Source organism: Pseudomonas sp. G11-1 (assembly GCF_024031555.1).
Taxonomy (GTDB): domain Bacteria; phylum Pseudomonadota; class Gammaproteobacteria; order Pseudomonadales; family Pseudomonadaceae; genus Halopseudomonas; species Halopseudomonas bauzanensis.
In genome coordinates this window covers 1-24,051 of record NZ_QEYQ01000002.1, presented here as the reverse complement: position 1 = coordinate 24,051, position 24,051 = coordinate 1, and the positions used below count along the sequence as shown (strand labels likewise).

Sequence of the window (24,051 nt, the reverse complement as noted above, 5' to 3'; positions counted from 1 at the left end):
GTACCTTTGACAGACAGGAAAGCATGACCGATCTCGATACCCTTGCCGCCAATCTCGACCACGCCATGTCCGCTGAGCGCCCCCGACTGCAACGCCAGTTGCAGAGCCTGGGCAAGCAACCGGAACCCGCACGGCTGGAGCGGTGGCTGGAGCAGCTGAAAACCTCCTGCGCCAAGGTGACGGCACGGCGTGAGAGTGTACCCACGGTACGCTATGACGACAGCCTGCCGATTGCCGCCAAGCGTGACGAGATCAAACGCGCCATCATGGGCAGCCAGGTCGTGGTGATCGCCGGGGAGACTGGTTCGGGCAAGACCACCCAGTTACCGAAAATCTGCCTGGAACTGGGGCGGGGCGCCCGTGGCCTGATTGGCCATACCCAGCCGCGGCGCCTGGCAGCGCGCAGTGTTGCCAGCCGGGTGGCCGAGGAGCTGGGTACGCCCCTGGGCGAGCTGGTCGGTTTCCAGGTGCGCTTCACTGACCAGAGCAATGAGCGCACCCTGGTCAAATTGATGACCGACGGCATCCTGCTTGCCGAAACCCAGAATGACCGCCTGCTGTCACGCTATGACACCCTGATCATCGACGAGGCCCACGAGCGCAGTCTGAATATCGACTTTCTGCTCGGTTACCTGAAAACCATTCTGCCGCTGCGGCCGGACCTCAAGGTCATCATCACCTCGGCCACTATCGACCTGGAGCGCTTTTCCGCCCATTTCAACGATGCGCCCATCATTGAAGTGTCGGGCCGCACCTTCCCGGTGGATGTCTGGTATCGGCCGTTGTCGGCGGAGGTGGACGAGGAGGGCAATCGTGTCGAGGAAGACCTGAGCATCGATCAGGGTATCCTCGCGGCGCTGCGCGAACTGGACGCCCATGAGCGGGCTACCGGCAAGCCGCCGGGGGATGCGCTGGTCTTTCTGCCCGGCGAGCGGGAGATCCGCGATACCGCCGACTTCCTGCGCAAGGCCAATCTGAAGCATACCGAGATCTTGCCGCTGTACGCCCGGTTGTCAGTGGCAGAGCAGCAGAAGATCTTTGCCAGCCATGCCGGGCGCCGGGTGATTCTGTCAACCAACGTGGCCGAGACCTCGCTGACGGTGCCGGGCATCGTCTACGTGATTGACCCTGGTGAGGTGCGGATCAGTCGTTACAGTCCACGCTCCAAGGTGCAACGGCTGCCGATCGAGCCGGTGTCCCAGGCCAGCGCCAATCAGCGCAAGGGGCGTTGTGGCCGCGTGGCGCCGGGTATCTGCGTGCGCCTGTATGACGAGGCGGATGTCCTCGGGCGCCCTGAATTCACCGACCCGGAAATCCTGCGGACCAACCTGGCGGCGGTGATTCTGCAGATGCTGCATCTGCGCCTGGGCCGGATCGAAGACTTTCCTTTCATCGAGCCGCCGGACGGTCGTGCCATCAGCGACGGCTTCAACCTGTTGCAGGAGCTGGGCGCGGTCGAGCGAGACGGCAGTATCACCGAGGTGGGCCGCCAGTTGGCGCGACTGCCGGTGGACCCACGTATCGGCCGCATGCTGATCGAAGCCGCAGTGCTGGGCAGCTTGCAGGAGGTACTGATCATCGCCAGTGCGCTGGCCGTGCAAGACCCGCGGGAGCGGCCGATCGAGCGCCAACAGGCGGCAGATCAGGCCCATGCCCAATGGCGCGATGATCAGTCCGACTTTGCCGCCTTCGTCAACCTGTGGCGCGGTTTCGAGGAGCAGCGGCAGGACTTGTCGCAGAACCAGTTGCGTAGCTGGTGCCGGCGACAGTTCCTCAATTACCTGCGGATGCGGGAATGGCGGGAAACCCACCGTCAGCTGTTGCTCACCTGCCGGGACCTGGGCCTGCAGAGTAATCCCGAGCCAGCCGGTTATGACCCGGTGCACAAGGCGCTGCTGGCCGGTCTGCTGAGCCACCTGGGTAACAAGACCGAGGAGGGGGATTATCTCGGCGCACGGCAGCGTCGGTTCATGCTGCATCCATCCTCGGCCCTGGCGAAAAAGCGCCCGGCCTGGGTGATGGTCGCGGAGCTGACCGAAACCCGGCGGCTCTATGGCCGGCTGGTCGCCAAGATCGATCCCTTGTGGGTGGAGCCTCTGGCCGGTCACCTGACCAAGACCAGCCACAGCGAGCCCCATTGGGAAAAGAAGCGCGGCCAGGTAGTGGCTTTCGAGCAGGTCACGCTCTACGGGCTGATCATTGTGCCGCGGCGCAAGGTTCATTTTGGCCCCATCGACCCGGTGGTGTCCCGCGAACTGTTCATTCGTCATGCGCTGGTGGAAGGGCAATGGCATGGGCGCGCCGCCTTCAACCGTGCCAATCAGGCCTTGTTGGAGGAGCTGGATGCGCTGGAGGCCAAGGCGCGCAAGCGTGACATTCTGGTCGATGATGAGACCCTGTATCGGTTCTTCGATCAGCGAGTCCCGGAGGATATATATCAACTGGCCAGCTTTGAGCGCTGGGTCAAGCGCACCAGCCAGGATCAGCCAAAACTGCTGCACATGACCCGTGAGGACCTCCTGCAGCGTGAGGCCAACGAGGTCAGCGCGGAGCAGTATCCGGATACCCTGCGCTGGCAACGGGTCGCGTTGCCGCTCAGCTATCATTTCGAGCCGGGCCATCCTGCTGACGGTGTCACCCTGAAGGTGCCCATGGCCCTGCTGCGGCAGTTGCCTGAGGAGCGGCTGGAATGGCTGGTGCCCGGCCTGTTGTATGACAAATGCGTGGCGCTGGTACGCGGCCTGCCCAAGGCGCTGCGCAAGAATTTCGTGCCGGTGCCCGATTTTGTCCGGGCGGCACTGGAGCGAATGCCCTTCGGCGAGGGCAAGTTGACTCAAGCCCTGGGCCGGGAGCTCACGCGGATGACCGGCGTACGTCTGGACGAGGAAGCCTGGGCCGACATCAGTCTTGAAGAACATCTGTTGATGCGCATTGAGGTAGTGGATGCCGAAGGCAAGGAAATCGCCTCGGGCCGAGACTACAGTGCGCTGTGCAGCCAGTTGAGCGGGCGCTTGGCGGATCGTCAGGCGTCGGTCGAGGCGGCACCTGCGGCGCAGACCAGCGTGCCGGCCGGTCAGGCCGAGTTACCTCTGAAAGTCAGCCGCCGGCAGGCTGGTATCGACGTGGACTTCTGGCCGGCCTGGGCAGAGCAGGGCGATGGGGTGACCGAGCAACTGTTCGATAATCCGGCCCAGGCGGAACAGGCCCATCGCCTCGGGGTGCAGCGGTTGCTGTTGCAGGCTCTGTCCGAGCAGGCCAAATTCCTGCGTCAGAAGCTGGGCGCGCTCAAGGAAGCGGCGATCTATTACCGTGACTTCGGCAATCAGCAACAACTGACTGAAGATGTGCTGCTGGCGGCAGTGGATCGGGCCTGTCTGCCTGCGGGCGAACCCTTGCCGCGCAGCCCGGCGCAGCTGCAGGCGCGGGTCGAGGCGGGCAGGGCGGAGTTCGTGCCCACTGCGGAGAAACTCGCGGCGCAGGTACTGAGCATTCTCAAGGCCTGGCATGCGGTACAGAAGCGCCTCAAGGGCAAGATCGACCTGGCCCGGGCTATCGCCATGAATGATATCCGCGAACAGCTGGGGCAGCTGGTATTCAAAGGCTTCGTGCGCGCCGTGCCGGCGCAGTGGCTGGGGCAGTATCCGCGCTACTTCACAGCTATTGAACAGCGGCTGGACAAACTGCCCGGACAGGTGCAGCGTGATCGGGTCTGGACTGACGAGATCCAGCAGTTCAGCGAGCAGCACCGCACCCGGGTCGAGCGCTACCGGCTGGAAGGCCGACAGGATGAGCGTCTGGAGCTGTGGCGCTGGATGCTGGAAGAATACCGGGTATCGTTGTTTGCCCAACAGTTGGGGACCAAAGTACCCGTATCGGAGAAGCGCCTGAAGAAACTCTGGCATGAGATCACCGGCTGAATGGGCGCCACCGGTAGACCATGGACATAGTCGAGAAAAGGATTTGTCTGGTGAATGAAGAGCGGATTGTTTCTATCTCCGTGCCCGGAGCCGCGGATGCGTCCCTCCGGGTACGACGCTTCACTCCCGCCGTCGGTGGGCCGGCGGTGCTGCTATTGCACGGCCTGGGCGAGCGGGGCGCGGTATTCTGCCCAGCCGGTGGCACCGGACTGGCGCCCTGGCTGGCTGATGCGGGCTACGATGTGTATGTGCCGGATCTGCGCGACCGCGCGACTGACAGCGCACCCGTACCGGATATTTCCCAGTTTCAATTGATCTGCGAAGACCTGCCTGCGTTGTACGAACTCATTGCTGGCGAACACCCGGGCGAGCGCTTTGCCATCATTGCTCACGGCTGGGGCGGCGTGTTGGCAGCCAGCGCGCTGATCCGGCAGCCAACTTGGCTGGAGCATATCGCCGGACTGATCCATATCGGGGTTCGGCGCGTCTGCCATCAGCGCAACTGGCAGCGTCGGTTGTTGCTGGATGTGATGTGGAAACGGCTCGCACCGCTGGCTGGCCGACGTCATGGTTTCGTACCCCTGAGCAGGCTCGGTCTGGGGAGTGCTGACCTGTCGTTGAGGCTGCATGCTGATAGCCAACTGTGGCAAAATGGCGGCAACTGGCGTGATCCGCAGGATAGTTTCGATTATGCTGCGGCATTGGCAGCGATCCGCTGGCCGAGCAGTCTGTATCTGGCAGGCTACAAGGATCATTGCATGGGGCACTTCGCAGACGTCAAGGCGTTCGCTCGGGAGCTGGGCAGCCACGACGCGCAGTTGGTATTGCTGCGCAAGGGCACCGGCAGCGCCCGTGATTATGGCCACCTCGATGTGCTGACTCACCCTCAGGCCGTCAATGACCATTTTCCGCTGATGCTGGCCTGGCTGGCTCGGCAGACGGATGCAAACACGCCATAACAGAATATTTCAGTGGCCGTACCGCCGATATCCGGCGTCACCGCCCATTACATTGAAAATATAAAGAGGTTCGACCGTGCAGAAAGTAGTCATCAGCGGCACAGGTTTGTACACCCCCCCGAACAGCATCAGCAACGACGAACTGGTGGCCAGTTTCAACGCCTGGGCCGAGCGGTTCAACCAGGAGAACGCCGAGGCCATAGCTGCCGGCGAGCTGGCACCGGCGCCGCTGTCGAGCAGCGAATTCATCGAGAAGGCCTCCGGCATCCAGAGCCGTCATGTGGTCAACAAGAGCGGTATCCTCGATATCAACCGCATGGTTCCGGATATTCCCGAGCGCAGCAATGACGAGTGGTCGATCCTCTGCGAAATGTCGGTGAAGGCTGCTACCGAAGCCCTGGAGCGTGCCGGCCGCACCGCTGCGGATATCGATGGCGTGATCGTTGCCTGCTCCAATCTGCAGCGGGCCTATCCGGCTATCGCTGTGGAAGTGCAGGCCGCTCTGGGTATCCAGGGGTTCGGCTTCGATATGAACGTTGCCTGCTCTTCTGCCACCTTCGGCATCCAGGCCGCCGCCAATACCGTAAGCACGGGGCAGGCGCGTGCGGTGCTGATGGTCAACCCCGAGATCTGCACCGGTCATATGAACTTCCGTGACCGTGACAGTCACTTTATCTTCGGCGATGCGTGCACCGCGGTCATTGTCGAGCGGGCTGAGGATGCGGTCTCCGAGCATCAGTTCGAGATCGTCGGCACCAAGCTGCTGACCCAGTTCTCCAATAACATCCGCAACAACTTCGGCTTCCTCAACCGGGCCGACGAAAGCGGTATCGGCCAGCCGGACAAACTCTTCGTTCAGGAAGGCCGCAAGGTATTCCGTGAAGTCTGCCCCATGGTCGCCGAGCTGATCGGCAAGCACCTGGAAGAGCTCAAGCTGTCGGTGGCCGACGTGAGCCGCTTCTGGCTGCACCAGGCCAACCTGAACATGAACATGCTGATCGCCCGCAAGCTGCTGGGCCGTGATCCTGATCTGGAGAAGGAAGCGCCGGTAGTGCTGGATGAATATGCCAACACCAGTTCGGCAGGCTCGATCATTGCCTTTCACAAGTACCAGGATGATCTACCGTCCGGTAGCCATGGCGTGATCTGCTCCTTCGGTGCCGGTTACTCCATTGGCAGCGTTATCGTCCGCAAACGGTAATATCTCTCTCGCTACACTGCCGCCCAGAACTCTCTCGGCGGCAATCCCTTCGCCGGCAATATGCCGGCGTTTCTATTATCCGTTTTCGCAAAAGTTCCCCCTGTCTTCAAATCTTCATATTTCAGCAAGCTGTCTGTCATATCGGATTTCCATAATCGCTCCGTCGAAACAAAACGACGTCAGTCACACGCAGGATGACGTTTTACAACCCGAAGGAGTTTTATCCGATGAAGAAGAAGTTGATTGCACTTGTTGTTGGTGCTGCAGCTGTCATGCCCGCCGTGGCCATGGCTGATGTAACAGTCTATGGTCGTGCCCACGTTTCCACCGACTTCCTGGACGATGGTGCCGATTACTCCGAAACCAACATCTCCAGCAACTCTTCGCGCCTGGGCTTCAAGGGCGATCACCAGATCAACCCGAACCTGAAAGCGTTCTTCCAGATCGAGCAGCAGATCAACTTCAACACCGGCGAGAGTGATGGTGGTGAGAACTTCGCTACCCGCGATACTTTTGTTGGCGTCGCCGGTACCAACTGGGGTGCTGTCCAGCTGGGCCGTTTCGACAGCCCGTTCAAGGTCGCCCGTGGTCCGGCCAACCTGTTCGGTGACCAGGTCGGTGATATGCGTAACCTGACCCGTGTCGGCAATGCCCGGTTCGATGAGCGTTACGACAACACTGTTCAGTACACCACGCCAAGCCTCGGTGGTTTCAATATCAAGCTGGCCTATTCGGTCTACGAAGGTCAGTCACTGGTCGTTGATGAAAATCACCCCGACTACAACGAAGACTCCGATGCTTTCAGTGCCTCGTTGAACTATGCTGCCGGCGCGTTTGAAGGCTCCCTGGCTTATGAAACTGCAGAGAGCAACACCGGCCGCGGCGAGCGTGATGGTCTGCGTGCTGCGGCGGCTTACAAGCTGACTGATGCATTCAAGCTGGTGGGTTTCTATCAGACCGTCGAATATGATGATTCCGACGCTACGGCTGTTCAGCGTGATTTGTGGACTGCTGATGTCTACGGTCTGGGCGGCGAATTCAAATTTGCCCCCAATACCGCGGTCAAGGCGATGTACATGACCCGTGACGCCGATGCCAACAATGCCGACAGCGACATGTGGGTAGTGGGTATTGAGCACAAGCTGGACAAGGCCGTTCGCGTCTATGCCAACTATGCCCTTGTCGATAATGACGACGATGTTGCGCTGACGCCGTGGAGCCAGGCTCGTACTGCTAACCCGGGCGACGCCGATGCTTCGGGTGAAAAAGCTACTGGTTTCAGTGTGGGTCTGCGCTACGACTTCTGATCCCAGCTGAGGGAACGGAAGCACCGAACCGGGTTGCTCATTCAGAGCAACCCGGTTTTTTTGTGCTCAATCGGCTCTGATGTTACCTGACGCGCCGAGCGGCCTGTCATCGAACTGACATCATTTGTTCTTATTCTTGTTTCGCTCGTAATCCTACACGGTGGCTGCGAACGTCCAGCCTGCCCATTCGCATCAAGGAGTTTCCATGCGTAGTCTTTTCGCTCTCGCCGCTGCCTGCCTGCTGTCTGCCTGTGCTCAGCAGTCCCATGTGCAGCTCTATCCCGGTTCGCCGTTATCCGCCGGCCAGGTGCTCACCGTAGTGGTGCCCAACGAACTCGAAGTGCAGACTATCAACGGTCAGCAGCTTCCCGCTGCCAACTGGAGCTTTGGGACCGCGGACAAGCGCCTGGAGCTTCAGCCGGGGGCTTATCAGGTCAGCGCCTTCTACAAGAATGGCTTCGATATCGATGGTGGTATCAATCATGAAGTCGTGCGTGGGCGCAGCGTGATCTTTACCATTGATGGTCAAGGTGGTGAGCTGTGGGAGCTGGACTTCGACCGGCCGCAAGGTCTGCAGGAAGCCAAGGACTTCGAAAACGAGTTCAATGCCTGGGCGGTGAATACCCGCACCGGTGAGCGATATGCAGCAATCGCTGGTCAGCGTAACACGTCACTGGTCAACAATTTACTCGGTGGTTCCACTGCGGTTGCTGAACAAACTACGGTAGCTCCTTTGGGTGCGACGCCGGCCAATGCTCCTGCGGTTCACACGGCTCGGGCACAACAGGTTATTGCACCTATGCCGAGCGCTGCAGCCCGTGAGACCTTGCCGCATAACGACGCTACGCTGACCACGCTGCAACAGATGTGGCAGCTGCTCAGCGAAGACAGCCGCGCCACCTTCCTTGAATGGGCGCAACAGTAAGATAGCCCCGCGCGGGAGGCATTCCGGCCTCCCGCCCATCCTCTCCCTGTGGCATGCTTGTCGCCATGCACATACGTCAGTTGAGCCACATAAGCGACATTTCCGCATCAGCCTGGGATGCTCTGCTGAGCACCGATTATCCTTTTCTTCGCCACGCCTTTCTTCATGCGCTTGAGCACAGCGGGTCGGTGAGCCCGGAGCAGGGCTGGGAGCCTTCCCATCTGGTGGTGGAAAACCCTGATGGCAGCCTTCAGGCGTTATTGCCGCTGTATCGCAAACACCACTCCTGGGGCGAATATGTATTCGACTTCCAGTGGGCTGACGCCTGGGAGCGGGCAGGGCAGCGTTATTATCCCAAGCTGACGGCCGCCATTCCTTTTTCTCCTATTCAGGGGCCACGCCTGGTGGCACGCTGTGCTGACAGTCGTGGATTGGTGATCAGCTGGCTCAATCGGGAAGTAGCTGCCGGCCGGATCAGCGGAGCGCATCTGCTGTTCAATGATGGCCAGGAAAACGCTGCTCTGGAAGCGGCCGGTTGGCTTCAGCGGCTGGGCTGTCAATTCCACTGGGTCAATCGCGGTTATGCTTGCTTCGATGATTTTCTGATCGCCTGCAGCTCGCGCAAGCGCAAGAATTTCCGTAAGGAACGCCAGAGTGTGGCGGCGCAGGGCATCGAGTTCGATTGGCGCTGCGGGAATGAAATCAGCAGCTCCGACTGGGAGCGGTTCTATCCATTCTATGCAGCGACTTACCTCAAGCGCGGGCGTCATCCTTACCTTAATAGCGCTTTCTTCGAGTCACTGTCGGCAGGCATGGCGGAGTCGGTGCGGTTGGTGTTCGCCAGGGAGGCGGATCGGGAGGTTGCTGCGGCGCTGTTTCTGGTGGGCGGTGATACGCTATACGGCCGTTATTGGGGCTGCCTGGAGGAGTATGACCGACTGCATTTCGAGACCTGTTTCTATCAGGGCATGGAGCGTTGTATTGCCGAGGGGTTGAGCCGTTTCGATGCCGGTGCCCAGGGCGAGCACAAGCTGTTGCGTGGGTTTGAACCGGTATTGACTCAATCTTGGCACCGAATGCAGCCTGGCTTGCATGAGGCGGTAGCGGATTTTCTGCTGCAGGAGCGTGACGGTATTCGCGCCTACCAGCAAGACGCGATGAACTATCTTCCCTATCGTCGGGAAGGCCGCCCCTGAAGACCTTCTGCGCTTTCCAGGGGCTTGCCGAGAGACCTATTCCGCGGTTCCGACCCGCTTGGCGCTGATGATGGTGACCGGGTTCTGCGGCACGTTCTGGTGTCCGCCCTGGTTGCCGGTCGGTACCTTGGCAATGGTTTCAACCACATGCTCGCCAGCGACAACCTTGCCGAAAACCGCATAGCCGAAGTCGCGGCTGCCGTGGTTCAGGAAGTCATTGCTGGTGAGATTGATGAAGAACTGGCTGGTGGCGCTATCGCGCACCTGGGTGCGGGCCATGGCAACGGTGTAGCGGTCATTCTTCAGCCCATTATCAGCCTCGTTCTTGATCGGTTGGCCAACGGCACGCTGACGCATGTTGGCATCGAAGCCACCACCCTGAATCATGAAGCCGGGGATGACGCGATGGAAGATCAGGCCGTCGTAGTGGCCGGCGTCAGCATAACGCAGAAAATTCTCCACGGAGATAGGCGCCGCTTCCGCGTTCAGTTCCAGTTCGATATCGCCATGACTGGTATTCAGCAGCACCCGCGGGTTATCCGCCAGGACAGCAGTGCTGGCCAACAGCAGCGCGCAGGTTCCGATCAGTTTCTTGAGCATGCTTATCTCCATCGAAAAGGAAAGGCGCAGGGGCGCCATTGGGAATTCAGAGGGCATCGAGTGTAAGCACAACCGAAGCCGGACACAACGGCCCTGGGTGCGCTAGTCAGCGTTGGGAGTGCTCGATGATCAGGTCGGCCAATATGCGTGTGGCAGGCCCCAGGGGCTTGTCCTTGTTTGCAAAAAGAAACATGTTGGCCGCGCGGCGGCCGCCCTGGACCAGGGGCAATGCTTTCAAGCTGCCGCGGGTCAGTTGCTCGGCGATGGCATGCTCGGGAAACCAGGCGAAGCCCAACCCTTGCATCACCAACTGGCTGGCAGTGTTCAGGTTGGTCACTGTCCAGCGTTGTTCAGCTCCGAGCCAGCCAGCATCGCGTGGCTGACGCCTTCCCGAATCCCGGATCACGACCTGCAGGTGGGATTGCAGATCGTTGTGGGTCAACGTCCGGCCAAGCCGATGCAGGGGATGCTCTGGATGGGCTACGGCCACGAACTCGATATCATCAAGCTGATGGGGTAGGTAGCCCGCGATGTTAATACCGGAAATGGCCAGATCGGCAGTGCCATCATGCAAGCACTCTTCCACCCCGGAAAGCACCTCTTCACGCAGCTGCACCCGGCAGCCCTTGCTCTGCGGCATAAACGCCTTCAGCGCTCCGGCCAGACGCTGGGTGGGGTATGCGGCATCGACCACCAACTGCACTTCGGCTTCCCAGCCCTGGTCCATGTTCCAGGCCAGCTCTTCCAGCTGACTGGCTTCCTTGAGCAGGTTGCGCGAGCGCCGCAGCAGGGCGGCTCCGGCTTCGGTCAGCACGGCTTTGCGCCCGGCAATCTCCAGCAGCGGTACACCGAGCTGCTCCTGCATGCGGGCAACCGTGTAGCTGACCGAAGACTGCGAGCGATGCAGGGCCTCGGCAGCCTGAGCGAAGCCGCCATGATCGACGACGGCTTGCAGGGTGCGCCATTGTTCCAGGGTGACGCGTGGTGCTTTCATCGATGGAACCTCTGGCCTATGGTGATGAATGAGATATCGTTGAGACGAGGAAGCAAATGTACCAACTTTTGCTGGCCATCGGGATAGCCCTGGCGCCACCAGTGTTCGCCGAGGCATTTCCCATCGATGTGAAGCTGGGCCCTGGCGCAGACGAGGTGTCGGTGAGCAGCACCGATCTGGGCAATATTGCTGCGCTCAAGCTGACCAGTCAGGCTACTGTGCCGCTGCGTTGCCAAGCCACCTTCGTCAATGGCCCCGAGCGGCCGCTACCGCGCAGAGTACGCCTGCAGCCGGGCGAGGAGGTAGTGCTGACCCATGAGTTCACGCGGGAGATCATTCGGGTCCGGGTACATATCGATTGCGCACCGGAATGAGGCTTTTCTGCAGGCAATAAAAAACCCGGCAATTCGCCGGGTTCTTCTTGATTTGGCTCCGCGACCAGGACTCGAACCTGGGACCCAATGATTAACAGTCATTTGCTCTACCAACTGAGCTATCGCGGAACGGATGCGCGCACTTTACCAAAAATATCATCCAAGTCAATACCTTGAACCACTTTTCAATAAGTGCGCGGAGGTTTGCTTCAGCCTTCGAGCATCACCTTGGCCATGGCGTTGGCGACCAGATCAATATTGCCATGGTTGAGCGCGGCCACGCAGATGCGGCCGCTGCCGACCGCGTAAATGGCGGACTCTTCGGCCAGGCGCGCGACCTGTTCGCGACTCAGGCCGGAGTAGGAGAACATGCCGCGCTGCTGTTCGATGAAGCTGACATCCTGCTGGACGCCGGCGGCACGAAGCTTGTCAGCCAGGGCGTGGCGCATCTGCTTGATGCGTACACGCATCTCGGCCAGCTCTTCAACCCACATGGCATACAGTTCGGCATTGTTCAATACCGCGGCCACTACCTTGGCGCCATGGGTCGGCGGGTTGGAATAATTGGTGCGAATGACACGCTTGAGCTGGGATAGTACCCGTTCGCCTTCTTCGGGCGTTTCTGTGATCAGTGTCAGTGCGCCGACGCGCTCGCCGTACAGTGAAAAGGATTTGGAGAAAGAGCTGGCGATCAGACAGGGCAGGCCGGCCTCGGCGAACAGGCGCACTGCCAGTGCGTCGTCTTCCAGATTGTCGCCAAAGCCCTGATAGGCGATGTCCAGGAAGGGCACATGGTTGCACTTGCGGACAACGTCGATCACCTGCTTCCATTGATCCGCGCTGAGGTCCACCCCGGTCGGGTTGTGGCAGCACGCATGCAGCAGCACCACGCTGCCTTCAGGCAAGGCTTCGATCCCTTGCAGCATGCCCTGGAGATTCAGCCCGTGGGTGGCCGGATCATAATAGGGATAGGTCACCACCTCGTAGCCTGCGGTTTCGAACAGCGAGCGATGGTTTTCCCAGCTCGGATCACTGATCGCGACCAGACGTTTGCCTGCCTGGCGATACAGGAAGTCCGCGCCCAGCTTCAGTGCGCCGGTGCCGCCCAGCGACTGGGCCGTGACCAGGCGACCGGAGGCCAGCAGTGCTGAATCGGCACCCAGCAGCAGTTTCTGTACAGCAAGATCGTAAGGTGCCAGACCCTCCATGGGGAGGTAGGTGCGGGCAGCGTGCTCGGCAACCCGCGCCTCTTCTGCCGCCTGTACTGCGCGGAGGAGGGGAACCTTACCGTTCTCGTCGTAATAGACGCCGACGCCCAGATTGACTTTTTCTGTACGCGGATCGGCATTGAAGGCTTCGTTCAGGCCAAGGATGGGATCGCGTGGCGCCATTTCTACGGGGGAAAACAGACTCATGATATGGGCAGACTCGAAACAGGTGAATGTAAGCGTCGGGCTGTGCCGCAGGCGGCCGACTATTATAAACAGAGACTGGGGCGCGGTGCGAGTGCGCGCGGTCCCGGTCAGTGGTGTTTGAAACGAGAACAGACCATGCAGTGGGCAATGCTATGATTATGGCTGTCTGTCCATTCGCGGTGCCGTTTCGTCATGAACCAATTCAATCTGCAAACCCGTTTCAAGCCCGCTGGTGACCAGCCGGTAGCCATTGAGCAGTTGGTAGAAGGGCTGGAAGCCGGCCTGTCTCACCAGACGCTGCTCGGGGTGACCGGGTCGGGGAAGACCTTCACCATCGCCAATGTCATCCAGCGGATGCAGCGCCCGAGCATCATCATGGCGCCGAACAAGACGCTGGCCGCGCAGTTGTATGGCGAGTTCCGCGAGTTCTTCCCGAACAATGCGGTGGAGTACTTCGTTTCCTACTACGACTACTACCAACCCGAGGCCTACGTGCCGGCGTCAGATACCTTCATCGAGAAGGATGCTTCGATCAATGACCATATCGAGCAGATGCGTCTGTCCGCGACCAAGGCACTGATGGAGCGGTCGGATGCAATCATCGTGGCCACCGTGTCGGCTATCTACGGCTTGGGCGACCCCGAATCCTATCTGCGCATGGTGCTGCATATCGATCGGGGCGATATCCTCGACCAGCGCACCATGTTGCGTCGCCTGGCAGAGCTGCAGTACACGCGCAACGATATGGAGCTGTCGCGCGCCACCTATCGGGTGCGCGGGGATGTGATCGATGTTTACCCCGCCGAATCTGACCTGGAGGCGATCCGCATCGAGCTGTTCGACGATACGGTGGAAACCATCAGTTTCTTTGATCCGCTTACTGGAGAGGTTTTACGTAAGGTTCCGCGTGTAACTATCTATCCTAAATCACATTATGTGACGCCACGAGAGAAGTTGCTGGAGGCGGTAGAGGAAATCAAGGTTGAACTCAAGGAGCGCCTGGAGGTGCTCAACAGTCAGAACAAACTGGTCGAGGCCCAGCGCCTGGAACAGCGGACCCGCTTCGATATGGAAATGATCATGGAGCTGGGTTACTGCAACGGCATCGAGAACTATTCACGCTATCTGTCTGGGCGACCACAGGGGGAGGCGCCACCCACCCTGTTTGATTATCTGCCGGCCAACGCCTTGCTGGTGATCGACGAGTCCCACGTGTCGGTGCCTCAGGTCGGCGCCATGTACAAGGGCGACCGCTCACGTAAGGAAACGCTGGTGGAATATGGCTTCCGGCTTCCATCGGCGCTGGACAACCGGCCCATGCGCTTCGATGAATGGGAAGCGATTTCGCCCCAGGCCATCTTTGTCTCCGCCACCCCTGGGCCCTACGAAGAAACCCATGCCGGTCGGGTGGTAGAGCAGGTGGTGCGACCGACCGGGCTGGTCGATCCCCTGATTGAGGTGCGACCGGCCACGACCCAGGTGGACGATTTGTTGTCGGAAATCGGCTTGCGGGTCGCCCAAGGCGATCGGGTGCTGGTGACTACCTTGACCAAGCGCATGGCCGAAGATCTCACTGACTATCTGGCCGATCATGGTGTGCGAGTGCGCTATCTGCATTCGGATATCGATACGGTGGAGCGTGTCGAGATCATCCGCGACCTGCGCATTGGTGGTTTTGATGTGTTGGTTGGCATTAACTTGTTGCGTGAAGGTCTTGATATGCCTGAAGTTTCTCTTGTCGCTATTCTGGATGCGGACAAGGAGGGCTTCCTCCGCTCCGAGCGCTCGTTGATTCAGACCATCGGGCGGGCAGCGCGGAACCTGAATGGCAAGGCCATCCTTTATGCCGACCGCATCACCGGCTCAATGGAGCGCGCCATCGGCGAAACCGAGCGCCGCCGCGCCAAGCAGATCAGTTTCAACCTGGAGCACGGCATCACTCCCAAAGGGGTGGTCAAGAGTGTGCAGGATATCCTGGAAGGCGCAGTGGTGCCTGGCAGTCGCTCGAACAAGCGGCGTCAGCTCAAGGCTGCAGAAGATGCCGCCGGCTATGGTGCCGAGAAACTGCGCTCGCCGGCGGAAATCACCAAGCGCATTCGCCAGTTGGAAGAGAAGATGTACCAGCACGCCCGGGATCTCGAATTCGAGGCCGCGGCACAGCTGCGTGATGACATACAGCAGCTGCGCAAGCAGTTGGTCAACGTCTGAGGGAGTGTCGAGGTTTTTGCACTTTTTCAGTAACTTAGGGGTTGACGGGTGCGAGGGTGGTCCGTATAGTTCGCCTCCATCGCAGGCACGTAGCTCAGTTGGTTAGAGCACCACCTTGACATGGTGGGGGTCGTTGGTTCGAATCCAATCGTGCCTACCAAATCAAAGCCCGATCACCCTGTGATCGGGCTTTTTTATTTCTACGCCGAACGGGCTGCAGCAGTCATCCCGGCCGGCTATTTCCATCATGTGGCCTTACGTAGCGGTCACCACTGAGAAGGAGCGGTTCATGCCCATCATTACTCTTCCTGACGGCAGTCAGCGTACTTTTGATCATCCCGTAAGCGTGACCGAGGTGGCACAGTCCATCGGCGCCGGCCTGGCCAAGGCCACTGTGGCGGGCAAGGTCGACGGTCGCCTGGTAGATGCCTGTGACGTCATCGATCAGGATGCCAGTCTGCAGATCATTACGCCGAAAGACGAAGAGGGGCTGGAGATCATCCGTCACTCCTGCGCTCACCTGGTCGGGCACGCGGTCAAACAATTGTATCCCACCGCGAAGATGGTGATCGGGCCGGTCATCGATGAAGGCTTCTATTACGACATCGCCTACGAGCGCGGCTTTACGCCAGAAGATATGGCGGCCATCGAGAAGCGCATGCGCGAGCTGATCGCTACTGAGTACGATGTCATCAAGAAAATGACGCCGCGTGATGAAGTGATTCAGGTATTTAGCGAGCGAGGCGAGGATTACAAGCTGCGCCTGGTCGAAGACATGCCCGATGAGAAAGCCATGGGCCTGTACTATCACGAAGAATATGTCGACATGTGCCGTGGCCCTCACGTGCCCAATACCCGTTTTCTCAAGGCTTTCCAGCTGACCCGCATTTCCGGCGCCTATTGGCGCGGCGATGCCAAGAACGAGCAGCTGCAGCGTATCTACGGTACTGCGTGGGCGGACAAGAAGCAGCTGGCTGCCTATATCACGCGAATCGAAGAAGCCGAAAAGCGCGATCATCGCAAAATCGGCAAGCGCCTGAATCTATTCCATACCCAGGAAGAAGCGCCGGGCATGGTGTTCTGGCATCCGAACGGCTGGACTGTCTATCAGGTCCTTGAGCAATACATGCGCAAGCTCCAGCGTGACGCTGGCTACCGCGAGATTCGCACGCCTCAGGTGGTGGATCGGGTGCTGTGGGAGCGTTCCGGACACTGGGAACATTACTCGGCGAACATGTTTACTACCGAGTCGGAAAGCCGCGATTACGCGATCAAGCCGATGAACTGCCCGTGCCACATTCAGGTGTTCAATCAGGGGCTGAAGAGCTACCGTGAGCTGCCGTTGCGTCTGGCTGAGTTCGGCTCCTGTCATCGTAACGAGCCGTCTGGTTCGCTGCATGGTTTGATGCGGGTGCGCGGGTTCACTCAGGATGATGCGCACATTTTCTGTACCGATGAGCAGGTCAAGGCCGAGGCGGCCGACTTTATTGCTCTGACCTTGCAGGTCTATCGCGATTTTGGCTTCGATGACGTCGAGCTGAAGCTGTCCACTCGTCCGGAAGATCGGATGGGTGATGATGCCGACTGGGATCAGGCGGAGCGGGGATTGGAAGAGGCGCTGAACGAGGCAGGTCTCAAGTGGGATCTGCAACCCGGTGAAGGCGCTTTCTACGGTCCGAAGATCGAGTTTTCGCTGCGCGACTGCCTGGGTCGGGTCTGGCAGTGTGGTACCCTGCAGCTTGATTTCATGCTGCCGGGCCGTCTGGGCGCGCAGTATGTCGCCGAAGATGGTGCGCGCAAGACGCCGGTTATGCTGCATCGTGCCATTCTTGGTTCGTTCGAGCGCTTCATCGGTATTCTGATCGAGCACTACGCTGGTGACTTCCCGGCGTGGCTTGCACCGACCCAGGTAGCGGTGCTGAATATCACCGATAATCAGGCGCAATTTTCCCAGGAAGTTGAGAAATCTCTCAATGAAATGGGATATCGCGCTGTTGCGGACTTGAGAAACGAGAAGATCGGCTTTAAAATCCGCGAGCATACTTTGCACAAGACTCCCTATCTGCTGGTAATCGGCGACCGGGAAGTCGAATCGCACACTGTGGCCGTGCGCACGCGGGAGGGAAAAGATCTGGGTACGATGACAATTGCCGAGTTCTCCGATTTCCTTGCCCGCGCCGTCGCACAACGAGGCCGCCCGAATTCGGAGCAATAAAGATTAAACGCGAGATGAGACAAGACAAAAGAGCCGCACAGCGCCCGCCGATCAACGAAAACATCACGGCGCGCGAAGTGCGCCTGATCGGCGCCGAAGGTGAACAAATCGGTATCGTGTCCATTCAGGAAGCCATGGCCGCCGCTGATGAGGCCAAGCTCGACCTGGTTGAAATCTCCCCCGATGCAGAGCCGCCTGTTTGCCGAATCATGGATTACGGCAAGCACATCTTCGAAAAGAAGAAGCAGCAGGCTGCTGCCCGGAAGAATCAGAAGATCATTCAGATCAAGGAAATCAAGTTTCGTCCAGGGACGGAAGAAGGGGACTATAAGGTCAAGCTACGCAACCTTATCAAGTTCCTTAGTGAGGGTGACAAAGCCAAGGTATCCCTGCGATTCCGCGGCCGCGAAATGGCTCATCAGGAGCTGGGCATGGAGTTGTTGAAGCGGGTCGAAGCCGATCTCGCCGAATACGGCACCGTTGAACAGCACCCGAAAATGGAAGGTCGTCAATTGATGATGGTCCTAGCACCCAAGAAGAAAAAGTAATCTCCAGGGCAACGCCAGGCCTTGTGATTATCTTATCCACTCTATTTGGAGTACCTGAACATGGCAAAGATGAAAACCAAGAGCGGTGCCGCCAAGCGCTTTAAAGTGACTGGCAGTGGCATCAAGCACAAGCACGCTTTCAAAAGCCACATCCTGACCAAGATGAGCACCAAGCGTAAGCGTCAACTGCGTGGTACTTCTCAGCTCAATGCTGCAGATGTCCAGAAGGTTGAACGTATGTTGCGCCTCCGTTAATCAAGGTTGAGGATTTAAAGAATGGCTCGTGTTAAGCGTGGTGTAATGGCGCGCAAGCGTCACAAGAAGATTCTGAAACTCGCCAAAGGTTACTACGGTGCGCGTTCGCGTGTATTCCGGGTTGCCAAGCAGGCGGTCATCAAGGCAGGTCAGTACGCCTATCGTGACCGCAAGCAGCGCAAGCGTCAGTTCCGTGCTCTGTGGATTGCCCGTATCAACGCCGGTGCTCGTCAGAATGGCATGTCCTACAGCCGTCTGATTGCTGGCCTGAAAAAGGCATCCGTTGAAATCGACCGTAAGGTTCTGGCCGATCTGGCTGTGAACGAAAAAGCGGCGTTTACCGCGATTGTCGAAAAAGCAAAGGCTAGCCTGGCTTAAGCCCTCGTTACGACAATCACCGGCGCCTCGTGTGCCGGTTGGCAACGTCATTAATAGGGGAAGAGCCTCATCGCTCTTCCCCTATTTTTGTTTCTGGAGTGTGAAATGGAAAACCTAGACGCGCTGGTCTCCCAGGCCCTGGAGGCCGTGCAGCAGGCGGCTGATGTCAATGCGCTGGAGCAGCTTCGCGTCCAGTATCTTGGCAAGAAGGGCGAGCTTACCCAGGTGATGAAGACCCTGGGCAATATCCCTGCCGAAGAGCGCCCCAAAGTAGGCGCCATGGTCAATGAAGCCAAGGAGCAGGTGCAGACAGCACTGAATGCTCGCAAGACCAGCATGGAAGCGGCAGCGCTGAATGCCCGTCTTGCTGCGGAGCGGGTCGATGTGACCCTCCCTGGCCGCGGCCAGGCCAGCGGCGGATTGCATCCGGTCACCCGGACCATGGAGCGGATTGAAGAGTTCTTTTCCCGCATTGGCTACGCCGTCGCGGAAGGCCCTGAAGTGGAAGATGATTACCACAACTTCGAGGCGCTCAATATTCCCGGTCATCACCCGGCTCGGGCGATGCACGATACCTTCTATTTCAACGCCAACACCCTGTTGCGCACCCACACCTCGCCAGTGCAGGTGCGTACCATGGAAAGCCAGGAGCCGCCGATTCGTATCGTTTGCCCCGGCCGCGTCTATCGTTGCGATTCAGATCTGACCCATTCGCCGATGTTCCATCAGGTCGAAGGCCTGCTGGTTGATCGCAAGGTCAGCTTCGCCGATCTGAAAGGCACCATTGCCGAGTTTCTGCAGGTGTTTTTCGAGAAAGACCTGAAGGTGCGTTTCCGGCCGTCATTCTTTCCCTTCACCGAGCCGTCCGCCGAGGTCGATATCCAGTGCGTGATGTGCAGCGGCTGCGGTTGCCGGGTATGCAAGCAGACCGGCTGGCTGGAAGTCATGGGCTGCGGCATGGTGCACCCCAATGTATTCCACTCCTCGGGTATCGATCCCGAGCAGTTTCAGGGCTTTGCCTTCGGCATGGGCGTCGAGCGCCTGGCCATGCTGCGTTACGGCGTGAACGATCTGCGCCTGTTCTTCGACAACGACCTGCGCTTCCTGGCCCAGTTTCGCTGACACCGTAATCGCAACCTTTGATAGCAGGAAGAGAACATGAAATTCAGTGAACAGTGGCTGCGCAGCTGGGTGAATCCGGAGGTTTCCCGAGACGATCTGGTCGCGCGCCTGTCCATGGCTGGTCTCGAAGTGGACAGCGTAACGCCGGCTGCCGGTGTGTTCAGCGGCGTGGTGGTGGGGGAGATTCTAGCCGCCGAGCAGCATCCCGATGCGGACAAGCTGCGTGTCTGCCGTGTCAGTAACGGCAGCGAGGAATTCCAGGTGGTGTGCGGTGCGCCAAACGCCCGTGCTGGCATCAAGATTCCCTTCGCCATGGTTGGTGCCGTGCTCGGCGACGACTTCAAGATCAAGAAGGCCAAGCTGCGTGGCGTCGAATCCTTCGGTATGCTGTGCTCGGCATCCGAGCTCAAGCTGTCGGACGATCACGACGGCCTGTTCGAGTTGCCCACCGATGCTCCGGTTGGCCATGATGTGCGTGAATATCTGGGCCTGGATGATGCGATCATCGAGGTCGACCTGACGCCTAACCGTGGCGACTGCTTGTCCATCGCTGGTCTGGCCCGCGAAGTGGGCGCTAACTACGCAGCGCCGGTCAGCCGCCCGGTAACCGATGCCGTCTCCGCCAGTCATGATGAGACCCGCCCGGTCGAGCTTTTGGCTCCCGCAGCTTGCCCGCGTTATATCGGTCGTGTCATTCGCAATGTCGACCTTTCTCGCCCGACACCGTTGTGGATGGTCGAGCGCCTGCGCCGTAGCGATATTCGCAGCATTGATGCTGTAGTGGATATCACCAACTACGTCATGCTGGAGCTGGGCCAGCCGCTGCATGCCTTCGATCTGGCGCAGATTCGCGGTGGCATCCGGGTGCGCATGGCCGAGGAGGGTGAGAAGCTGGTGCTGCTCGACGGCCAGGAAATCAGTCTGCGCAGCGATACGCTGGTGATTGCCGATCATGAACGCCCCCTTGCCATGGCTGGCGTCATGGGTGGTGAGCACAGTGGTGTCAATGACAGCACTACCGACCTGTTCCTGGAAAGCGCTTTCTTCGACAATATTGCGATCGCCGGCAAGGCCCGCAACTACGGTTTGCATACCGATGCCTCCCATCGTTATGAGCGTGGTGTCGACTGGCAATTGCAGCGTGAAGCGGCTGAGCGCGCTACTGCGCTGTTGCTGGATATCGTGGGTGGCGAAGCTGGCCCGGTCGTGGAAGCGGTCGAGCCGGCATACCTGCCGAAGCCGGTAAGTATCACCTTGCGTAACGAGCGTGTGACGCAGATGCTTGGGTTGGAGATCGCCCCAGCGGAAGTCGAAGCCTATCTCTGCGGCCTGGAATTGGTGATCGCGGCCAGGGGCGAAGACGAGTGGCAGGTGGATGTACCCAGCCACCGCTTCGATATTTCGCTGGAAATCGATCTGATCGAAGAGCTGGCCCGCCTGTATGGCTACAACCGCCTGCCGGTCAGCGCTCCGACTGCTGCATTGAGCCTCACCGCCAAGCCGGAAACTCGAGGTGAGCTGCCGATTCTGCGGCGTCTGTTGGTCGCGCGTGGATACCAGGAAGCGATCACCTACAGTTTTGTCGAGCCGGGCCTGAACAAACTGTTTGATCCGCAAAGTGAGCCCCTGGCGCTGGCCAACCCCATCTCCAGCGACATGGCAGTCATGCGTACTTCCCTGTGGCCGGGCCTGAGCAAAGCGGTGCAGCATAACCAGAACCGCCAGCAATCACGGGTTCGCTTGTTCGAGAGTGGCCTGCGCTTCGTGCCCCAAGCGAACGGCGAGTTGCTGCAGGAGCCCATGTTGTCAGGCATCGCCTGTGGTTCGCGACTGCCCGAAGGCTGGGCTAATAGTAGCGACAAGCTGGACTTTCACGATGTGAAGGGCGATGTCGAGGCGGTGCTGGGGCAGGGGGGCGCGCTGGCATCCTTTGACTTCGAGCCGTCGGAACACCCCGCGCTGCATCCGGGTCAGTGCGCGCGCATCATGCGTGACGGCAAGGTTGCCGGTTGGCTCGGCGCACTGCACCCGCAACTGGTAACTGAGCTGGACCTGCAAGGTCCGGTATTTGCCTTCGAGTTGAGCCTGGAGAATATCGTCGAAGGCCGGCTGCCGCGCTTCAGCGAACTCTCCCGCTTCCCTGAAGTCAGACGTGATATCGCGGTCCTGGTGGATAAGGGAGTCGCTGCCGGCGACCTGATGGCGGATATCCGCGAGCAGGCCGGTGAGTTCCTGAAAAACCTCAGGCTCTTTGATGTATATGAAGGGAAAGGTATTGATCCCCAAAGTAAAAGTCTGGCAATCGGCTTGACCTTACAGCATTCATCGCGCACTCTTACTGACGAAGAAGTGAATGCAGTTATGGACAAGGTGCTCGGGTCATTGGAGCAAAGGTTCAACGCCACACTACGGAAATAGGATTGCTATGGGGGCTCTGACAAAAGCAGAAATGGCGGAACGTCTCTACGAGGAGCTTGGCTTCAACAAGCGTGAAGCCAAGGAGCTGGTAGAACTGTTTTTTGAAGAGATCCGCAATGCGCTGGAAAGCAACGAGCAGGTCAAATTGTCCGGTTTTGGCAATTTTGACCTGCGCGACAAGCGTCAGCGCCCTGGTCGCAATCCCAAGACCGGCGAAGAAATACCTATAACGGCCCGGCGCGTGGTCACCTTCCGCCCCGGTCAGAAACTCAAGGCCCGAGTAGAAGCCTATGCTGGAACCCAGCCATAACAACGAACTGCCGGCAATCCCGGGAAAGCGCTACTTCACTATCGGTGAGGTTAGCGAGCTCTGTGCCGTCAAACCACACGTGCTGCGCTACTGGGAGCAGGAGTTTCCGCAGCTGTCACCGGTCAAGCGTCGCGGTAATCGCCGTTACTATCAGCGCCAGGATGTGTTGATGATTCGTCAGATCCGAGCATTGCTTTATGATCAGGGTTTCACCATCGGTGGCGCCCGCCAAAGACTCTCTGGTGATGAAGCCAAGGACGATGGTAGTCATTACAAACAGCTCATCCGGCAGACCATCGCCGAGCTGGAAGAAGTGCTGCAGGTATTGAAGACAAAATAAGCTAAAGCGTGAAAAAAACCTTTCGCATTTCAGTTAGTTAATGTATAGTTCGTCCCGCTTTGGCAGGAACCGCAAAGCATGATCGGGGCGTAGCGCAGCCTGGTAGCGCACTTGCATGGGGTGCAAGGGGTCGAGTGTTCGAATCACTCCGTCCCGACCAAAAATCCCTAAAAACCCAAGCATTCATGCTTGGGTTTTTTTATGCCCGATTATTCGCGAATTCTCTCAATCCTGGCCGGTAGATAATCGGTGTCTCTTGCGATGTCCCTTCCGATTTTTATTCGCGCGATGCAGCTTGGTTTTGCGCGGTTCCGTTAGGGGGCATGGTCATTGAAGGAACTAAAGCGCGGTCTTCTCGTTCCGATACCTAGAAGCATGATTCAAGGTGAAGGGCGATGCGCACCCTCAAGATAGCGACATTCAACATCAATGGCATTCGTGCCCGCTTGCCGGCTCTGTTGCAGTGGCTATCGCGCGAGAAGCCGGAAATCGTATGCCTGCAGGAGCTGAAAGCGGCAGACGATGTCTTCCCCGTTGATGCTATCCGCGAGGCGGGGTATGAGGCGGTATGGCACGGCCAGAAATCCTGGAATGGCGTGGCAATACTGGCCAGGGGAGTTGAGCCTCTATTAAGTCGGCGCGGGTTGCCAGGTGATCCTGACCCGGGGCAGAGCCGCTATATAGAAGCGGTAGTGGAAGGGGTGATCGTAGGCTGCCTTTACCTGCCCAATGGTAATCCGCAGCCAGGCCCTAAGTTCGACTACAAGCTTGCCTGGTTCAATAGGTTGATTGAGCATGCTGACTCTTTGCTCGAGGCGGGGCACCCAGTGGTGCTGGCAGGCGACTACAATGTAGTGCCGACGGATGCCGATATCTACAATCCCCGCTCCTGGAAAAATGACGCGCTGCTTCAGCCAGAAACCCGCGAGTGCTACCAGCGCTTATTGGGGCGTGGCTGGACCGATGCGCTGGACAGTCTCTATCCAGGTCAGCGTATCTACACCTTTTGGGACTATTTTCGCCAGCATTGGAAAACCAACTCGGGGTTGCGGATAGATCACTTGTTACTGAGTCCGCAGTTGACTGAGCGATTGACCGGCGGCGGGGTGGATCTCTGGGTGCGCGATGAGCCAAAAGCCAGCGATCATGCGCCCACTTGGGTAGATCTATCAATTTAGCGCTACGCTATTGACAGACAAGCGAAACGGCGTAGAATGCGCCGCTCACTGAAGAGGCCGGCAGCATCGCTTTTTCAGGGTGAGAAAGGATTTTCAGGAAGGCGTTGACACGGGGTATGACTCCTGTAGAATGCGCCTCCCTGGCCCGGAACAGCAGCAGCGTTCCAGGCCGATGTGTCAAGCGGTGCAGC

General features: G+C 58.9%; 21 protein-coding genes and 3 tRNA genes. 19 read left to right on the top strand and 5 right to left on the bottom strand.

Features of this window, described 5'->3' with window-relative positions; genetic code table 11:
* Positions 1-23: 23 nt before the first annotated feature.
* The 6 genes from hrpA to DHB74_RS06295 all read left to right on the top strand — a co-directional run bounded on the left by hrpA (position 24) and on the right by DHB74_RS06295 (position 9,505).
* The gene (gene hrpA / locus DHB74_RS06320) at positions 24-3,917 is read left to right on the top strand and encodes an ATP-dependent RNA helicase HrpA (protein ID WP_499161042.1); all 3,894 of its coding nucleotides are present in this window, start codon (positions 24-26) and stop codon (positions 3,915-3,917) included.
* Between the two features lie 50 nt (positions 3,918-3,967).
* Positions 3,968-4,876 carry an alpha/beta fold hydrolase gene (locus DHB74_RS06315; RefSeq protein ID WP_499161041.1) on the top strand — a complete coding sequence of 303 codons (909 nt, stop codon included), beginning with the start codon at positions 3,968-3,970 and terminating at the stop codon, positions 4,874-4,876.
* A gap of 76 nt (positions 4,877-4,952) precedes the next feature.
* Entirely contained in the window at positions 4,953-6,077 is a 1,125-nt protein-coding gene (locus DHB74_RS06310; RefSeq protein ID WP_499161040.1) for a beta-ketoacyl-ACP synthase III, read from the top strand.
* A 227-nt stretch (positions 6,078-6,304) separates the two neighbouring features.
* Positions 6,305-7,384, top strand: a complete 1,080-nt coding sequence (locus tag DHB74_RS06305; protein WP_036992584.1) for a porin — start codon at positions 6,305-6,307, stop codon at positions 7,382-7,384.
* Positions 7,385-7,589: 205 nt separating this feature from the next.
* Positions 7,590-8,309 carry a DUF2057 family protein gene (locus DHB74_RS06300; RefSeq protein WP_136869904.1) on the top strand — a complete coding sequence of 240 codons (720 nt, stop codon included), beginning with the start codon at positions 7,590-7,592 and terminating at the stop codon, positions 8,307-8,309.
* A gap of 65 nt (positions 8,310-8,374) precedes the next feature.
* Entirely contained in the window at positions 8,375-9,505 is a 1,131-nt protein-coding gene (locus DHB74_RS06295) for a GNAT family N-acetyltransferase (protein ID WP_499161039.1), read from the top strand.
* Positions 9,506-9,541: 36 nt separating this feature from the next.
* Here DHB74_RS06295 and DHB74_RS06290 read toward each other — a convergent pair whose 3' ends face one another.
* The gene (locus DHB74_RS06290; RefSeq protein ID WP_136869906.1) at positions 9,542-10,105 is read right to left on the bottom strand and encodes a peptidylprolyl isomerase; all 564 of its coding nucleotides are present in this window, start codon (positions 10,103-10,105) and stop codon (positions 9,542-9,544) included.
* 106 nt (positions 10,106-10,211) lie between these two features.
* The gene (locus DHB74_RS06285; protein ID WP_136869907.1) at positions 10,212-11,099 is read right to left on the bottom strand and encodes a LysR family transcriptional regulator; all 888 of its coding nucleotides are present in this window, start codon (positions 11,097-11,099) and stop codon (positions 10,212-10,214) included.
* A 56-nt stretch (positions 11,100-11,155) separates the two neighbouring features.
* Between DHB74_RS06285 and DHB74_RS06280 the strand changes: the two genes are divergently transcribed.
* Positions 11,156-11,473, top strand: a complete 318-nt coding sequence (locus tag DHB74_RS06280) for a hypothetical protein (protein WP_036992264.1) — start codon at positions 11,156-11,158, stop codon at positions 11,471-11,473.
* A 53-nt stretch (positions 11,474-11,526) separates the two neighbouring features.
* Here DHB74_RS06280 and DHB74_RS06275 read toward each other — a convergent pair.
* Together DHB74_RS06275 and DHB74_RS06270 are read right to left on the bottom strand one after the other, a co-directional pair.
* Positions 11,527-11,602: transfer RNA gene (locus DHB74_RS06275), tRNA-Asn, on the bottom strand.
* Between the two features lie 80 nt (positions 11,603-11,682).
* Positions 11,683-12,888, bottom strand: coding sequence for an amino acid aminotransferase (locus DHB74_RS06270; protein ID WP_136869908.1), 1,206 nt, complete (start codon positions 12,886-12,888; stop codon positions 11,683-11,685).
* Positions 12,889-13,080: 192 nt separating this feature from the next.
* Here DHB74_RS06270 and uvrB point away from each other — a divergent pair, with 192 nt between their 5' ends.
* From uvrB to DHB74_RS06210, 12 genes are all read left to right on the top strand, one after another.
* A complete protein-coding gene (uvrB, locus tag DHB74_RS06265; protein ID WP_499161038.1) occupies positions 13,081-15,096 on the top strand; it encodes an excinuclease ABC subunit UvrB in 2,016 nt (671 codons plus the stop codon).
* An 83-nt stretch (positions 15,097-15,179) separates the two neighbouring features.
* A tRNA-Val gene (locus DHB74_RS06260) sits at positions 15,180-15,256 on the top strand.
* Between the two features lie 129 nt (positions 15,257-15,385).
* On the top strand, positions 15,386-17,311 hold the full coding sequence (gene thrS, locus DHB74_RS06255; RefSeq protein WP_074779778.1) for a threonine--tRNA ligase: 1,926 nt from the start codon (positions 15,386-15,388) through the stop codon (positions 17,309-17,311).
* On the top strand, positions 17,308-17,859 hold the full coding sequence (infC, locus tag DHB74_RS06250) for a translation initiation factor IF-3 (protein WP_177173401.1): 552 nt from the start codon (positions 17,308-17,310) through the stop codon (positions 17,857-17,859). The genes thrS and infC overlap by 4 nt, the downstream gene beginning before the upstream one ends.
* Positions 17,860-17,919: 60 nt before the next feature.
* The gene (gene rpmI / locus DHB74_RS06245) at positions 17,920-18,114 is read left to right on the top strand and encodes a 50S ribosomal protein L35 (RefSeq protein ID WP_036992255.1); all 195 of its coding nucleotides are present in this window, start codon (positions 17,920-17,922) and stop codon (positions 18,112-18,114) included.
* Between the two features lie 21 nt (positions 18,115-18,135).
* Positions 18,136-18,492, top strand: a complete 357-nt coding sequence (rplT, locus tag DHB74_RS06240; protein WP_036992253.1) for a 50S ribosomal protein L20 — start codon at positions 18,136-18,138, stop codon at positions 18,490-18,492.
* Between the two features lie 105 nt (positions 18,493-18,597).
* The gene (gene pheS, locus DHB74_RS06235; RefSeq protein ID WP_036992251.1) at positions 18,598-19,614 is read left to right on the top strand and encodes a phenylalanine--tRNA ligase subunit alpha; all 1,017 of its coding nucleotides are present in this window, start codon (positions 18,598-18,600) and stop codon (positions 19,612-19,614) included.
* Between the two features lie 36 nt (positions 19,615-19,650).
* Positions 19,651-22,032: a phenylalanine--tRNA ligase subunit beta gene (gene pheT, locus DHB74_RS06230; RefSeq protein ID WP_074779777.1), complete on the top strand. Its 2,382-nt coding sequence runs from the start codon at positions 19,651-19,653 to the stop codon at positions 22,030-22,032.
* A 7-nt stretch (positions 22,033-22,039) separates the two neighbouring features.
* Positions 22,040-22,342, top strand: a complete 303-nt coding sequence (gene ihfA, locus DHB74_RS06225; RefSeq protein WP_036992243.1) for an integration host factor subunit alpha — start codon at positions 22,040-22,042, stop codon at positions 22,340-22,342.
* Positions 22,323-22,682 (top strand): MerR family transcriptional regulator, encoded by a 360-nt coding sequence (locus DHB74_RS06220; RefSeq protein ID WP_036992242.1) that lies wholly within the window; start codon positions 22,323-22,325, stop codon positions 22,680-22,682. The genes ihfA and DHB74_RS06220 overlap by 20 nt, the downstream gene beginning before the upstream one ends.
* Before the next feature lie 83 nt (positions 22,683-22,765).
* A tRNA-Pro gene (locus DHB74_RS06215) sits at positions 22,766-22,842 on the top strand.
* Between the two features lie 235 nt (positions 22,843-23,077).
* Entirely contained in the window at positions 23,078-23,860 is a 783-nt protein-coding gene (locus DHB74_RS06210) for an exodeoxyribonuclease III (protein WP_074779775.1), read from the top strand.
* Between the two features lie 7 nt (positions 23,861-23,867).
* Here the strand turns inward: DHB74_RS06210 and DHB74_RS06205 are convergent.
* Positions 23,868-24,051 (bottom strand): hypothetical protein (locus tag DHB74_RS06205; RefSeq protein ID WP_499161037.1); only part of this gene is annotated, 184 nt, incomplete at its 5' end.

Excerpts from the sequence above, each read along its gene's own strand:
- hrpA (WP_499161042.1), top strand. The coding sequence starts at position 24 with ATGACCGATCTCGATACCCTTGCCGCCAATCTCGACCACGCCATGTCC.
- DHB74_RS06305 (WP_036992584.1), top strand. The coding sequence starts at position 6,305 with ATGAAGAAGAAGTTGATTGCACTTGTTGTTGGTGCTGCAGCTGTCATG.
- DHB74_RS06300 (WP_136869904.1), top strand. The coding sequence starts at position 7,590 with ATGCGTAGTCTTTTCGCTCTCGCCGCTGCCTGCCTGCTGTCTGCCTGT.
- DHB74_RS06295 (WP_499161039.1), top strand. The coding sequence starts at position 8,375 with ATGCACATACGTCAGTTGAGCCACATAAGCGACATTTCCGCATCAGCC.
- DHB74_RS06290 (WP_136869906.1), bottom strand. The coding sequence starts at position 10,105 with ATGCTCAAGAAACTGATCGGAACCTGCGCGCTGCTGTTGGCCAGCACT.
- DHB74_RS06285 (WP_136869907.1), bottom strand. The coding sequence starts at position 11,099 with ATGAAAGCACCACGCGTCACCCTGGAACAATGGCGCACCCTGCAAGCC.
- DHB74_RS06280 (WP_036992264.1), top strand. The coding sequence starts at position 11,156 with ATGTACCAACTTTTGCTGGCCATCGGGATAGCCCTGGCGCCACCAGTG.
- DHB74_RS06270 (WP_136869908.1), bottom strand. The coding sequence starts at position 12,888 with ATGAGTCTGTTTTCCCCCGTAGAAATGGCGCCACGCGATCCCATCCTT.
- uvrB (WP_499161038.1), top strand. The coding sequence starts at position 13,081 with ATGAACCAATTCAATCTGCAAACCCGTTTCAAGCCCGCTGGTGACCAG.
- thrS (WP_074779778.1), top strand. The coding sequence starts at position 15,386 with ATGCCCATCATTACTCTTCCTGACGGCAGTCAGCGTACTTTTGATCAT.
- rpmI (WP_036992255.1), top strand. The coding sequence starts at position 17,920 with ATGGCAAAGATGAAAACCAAGAGCGGTGCCGCCAAGCGCTTTAAAGTG.
- rplT (WP_036992253.1), top strand. The coding sequence starts at position 18,136 with ATGGCTCGTGTTAAGCGTGGTGTAATGGCGCGCAAGCGTCACAAGAAG.
- pheS (WP_036992251.1), top strand. The coding sequence starts at position 18,598 with ATGGAAAACCTAGACGCGCTGGTCTCCCAGGCCCTGGAGGCCGTGCAG.
- pheT (WP_074779777.1), top strand. The coding sequence starts at position 19,651 with ATGAAATTCAGTGAACAGTGGCTGCGCAGCTGGGTGAATCCGGAGGTT.
- ihfA (WP_036992243.1), top strand. The coding sequence starts at position 22,040 with ATGGGGGCTCTGACAAAAGCAGAAATGGCGGAACGTCTCTACGAGGAG.
- DHB74_RS06220 (WP_036992242.1), top strand. The coding sequence starts at position 22,323 with ATGCTGGAACCCAGCCATAACAACGAACTGCCGGCAATCCCGGGAAAG.
- DHB74_RS06210 (WP_074779775.1), top strand. The coding sequence starts at position 23,078 with ATGCGCACCCTCAAGATAGCGACATTCAACATCAATGGCATTCGTGCC.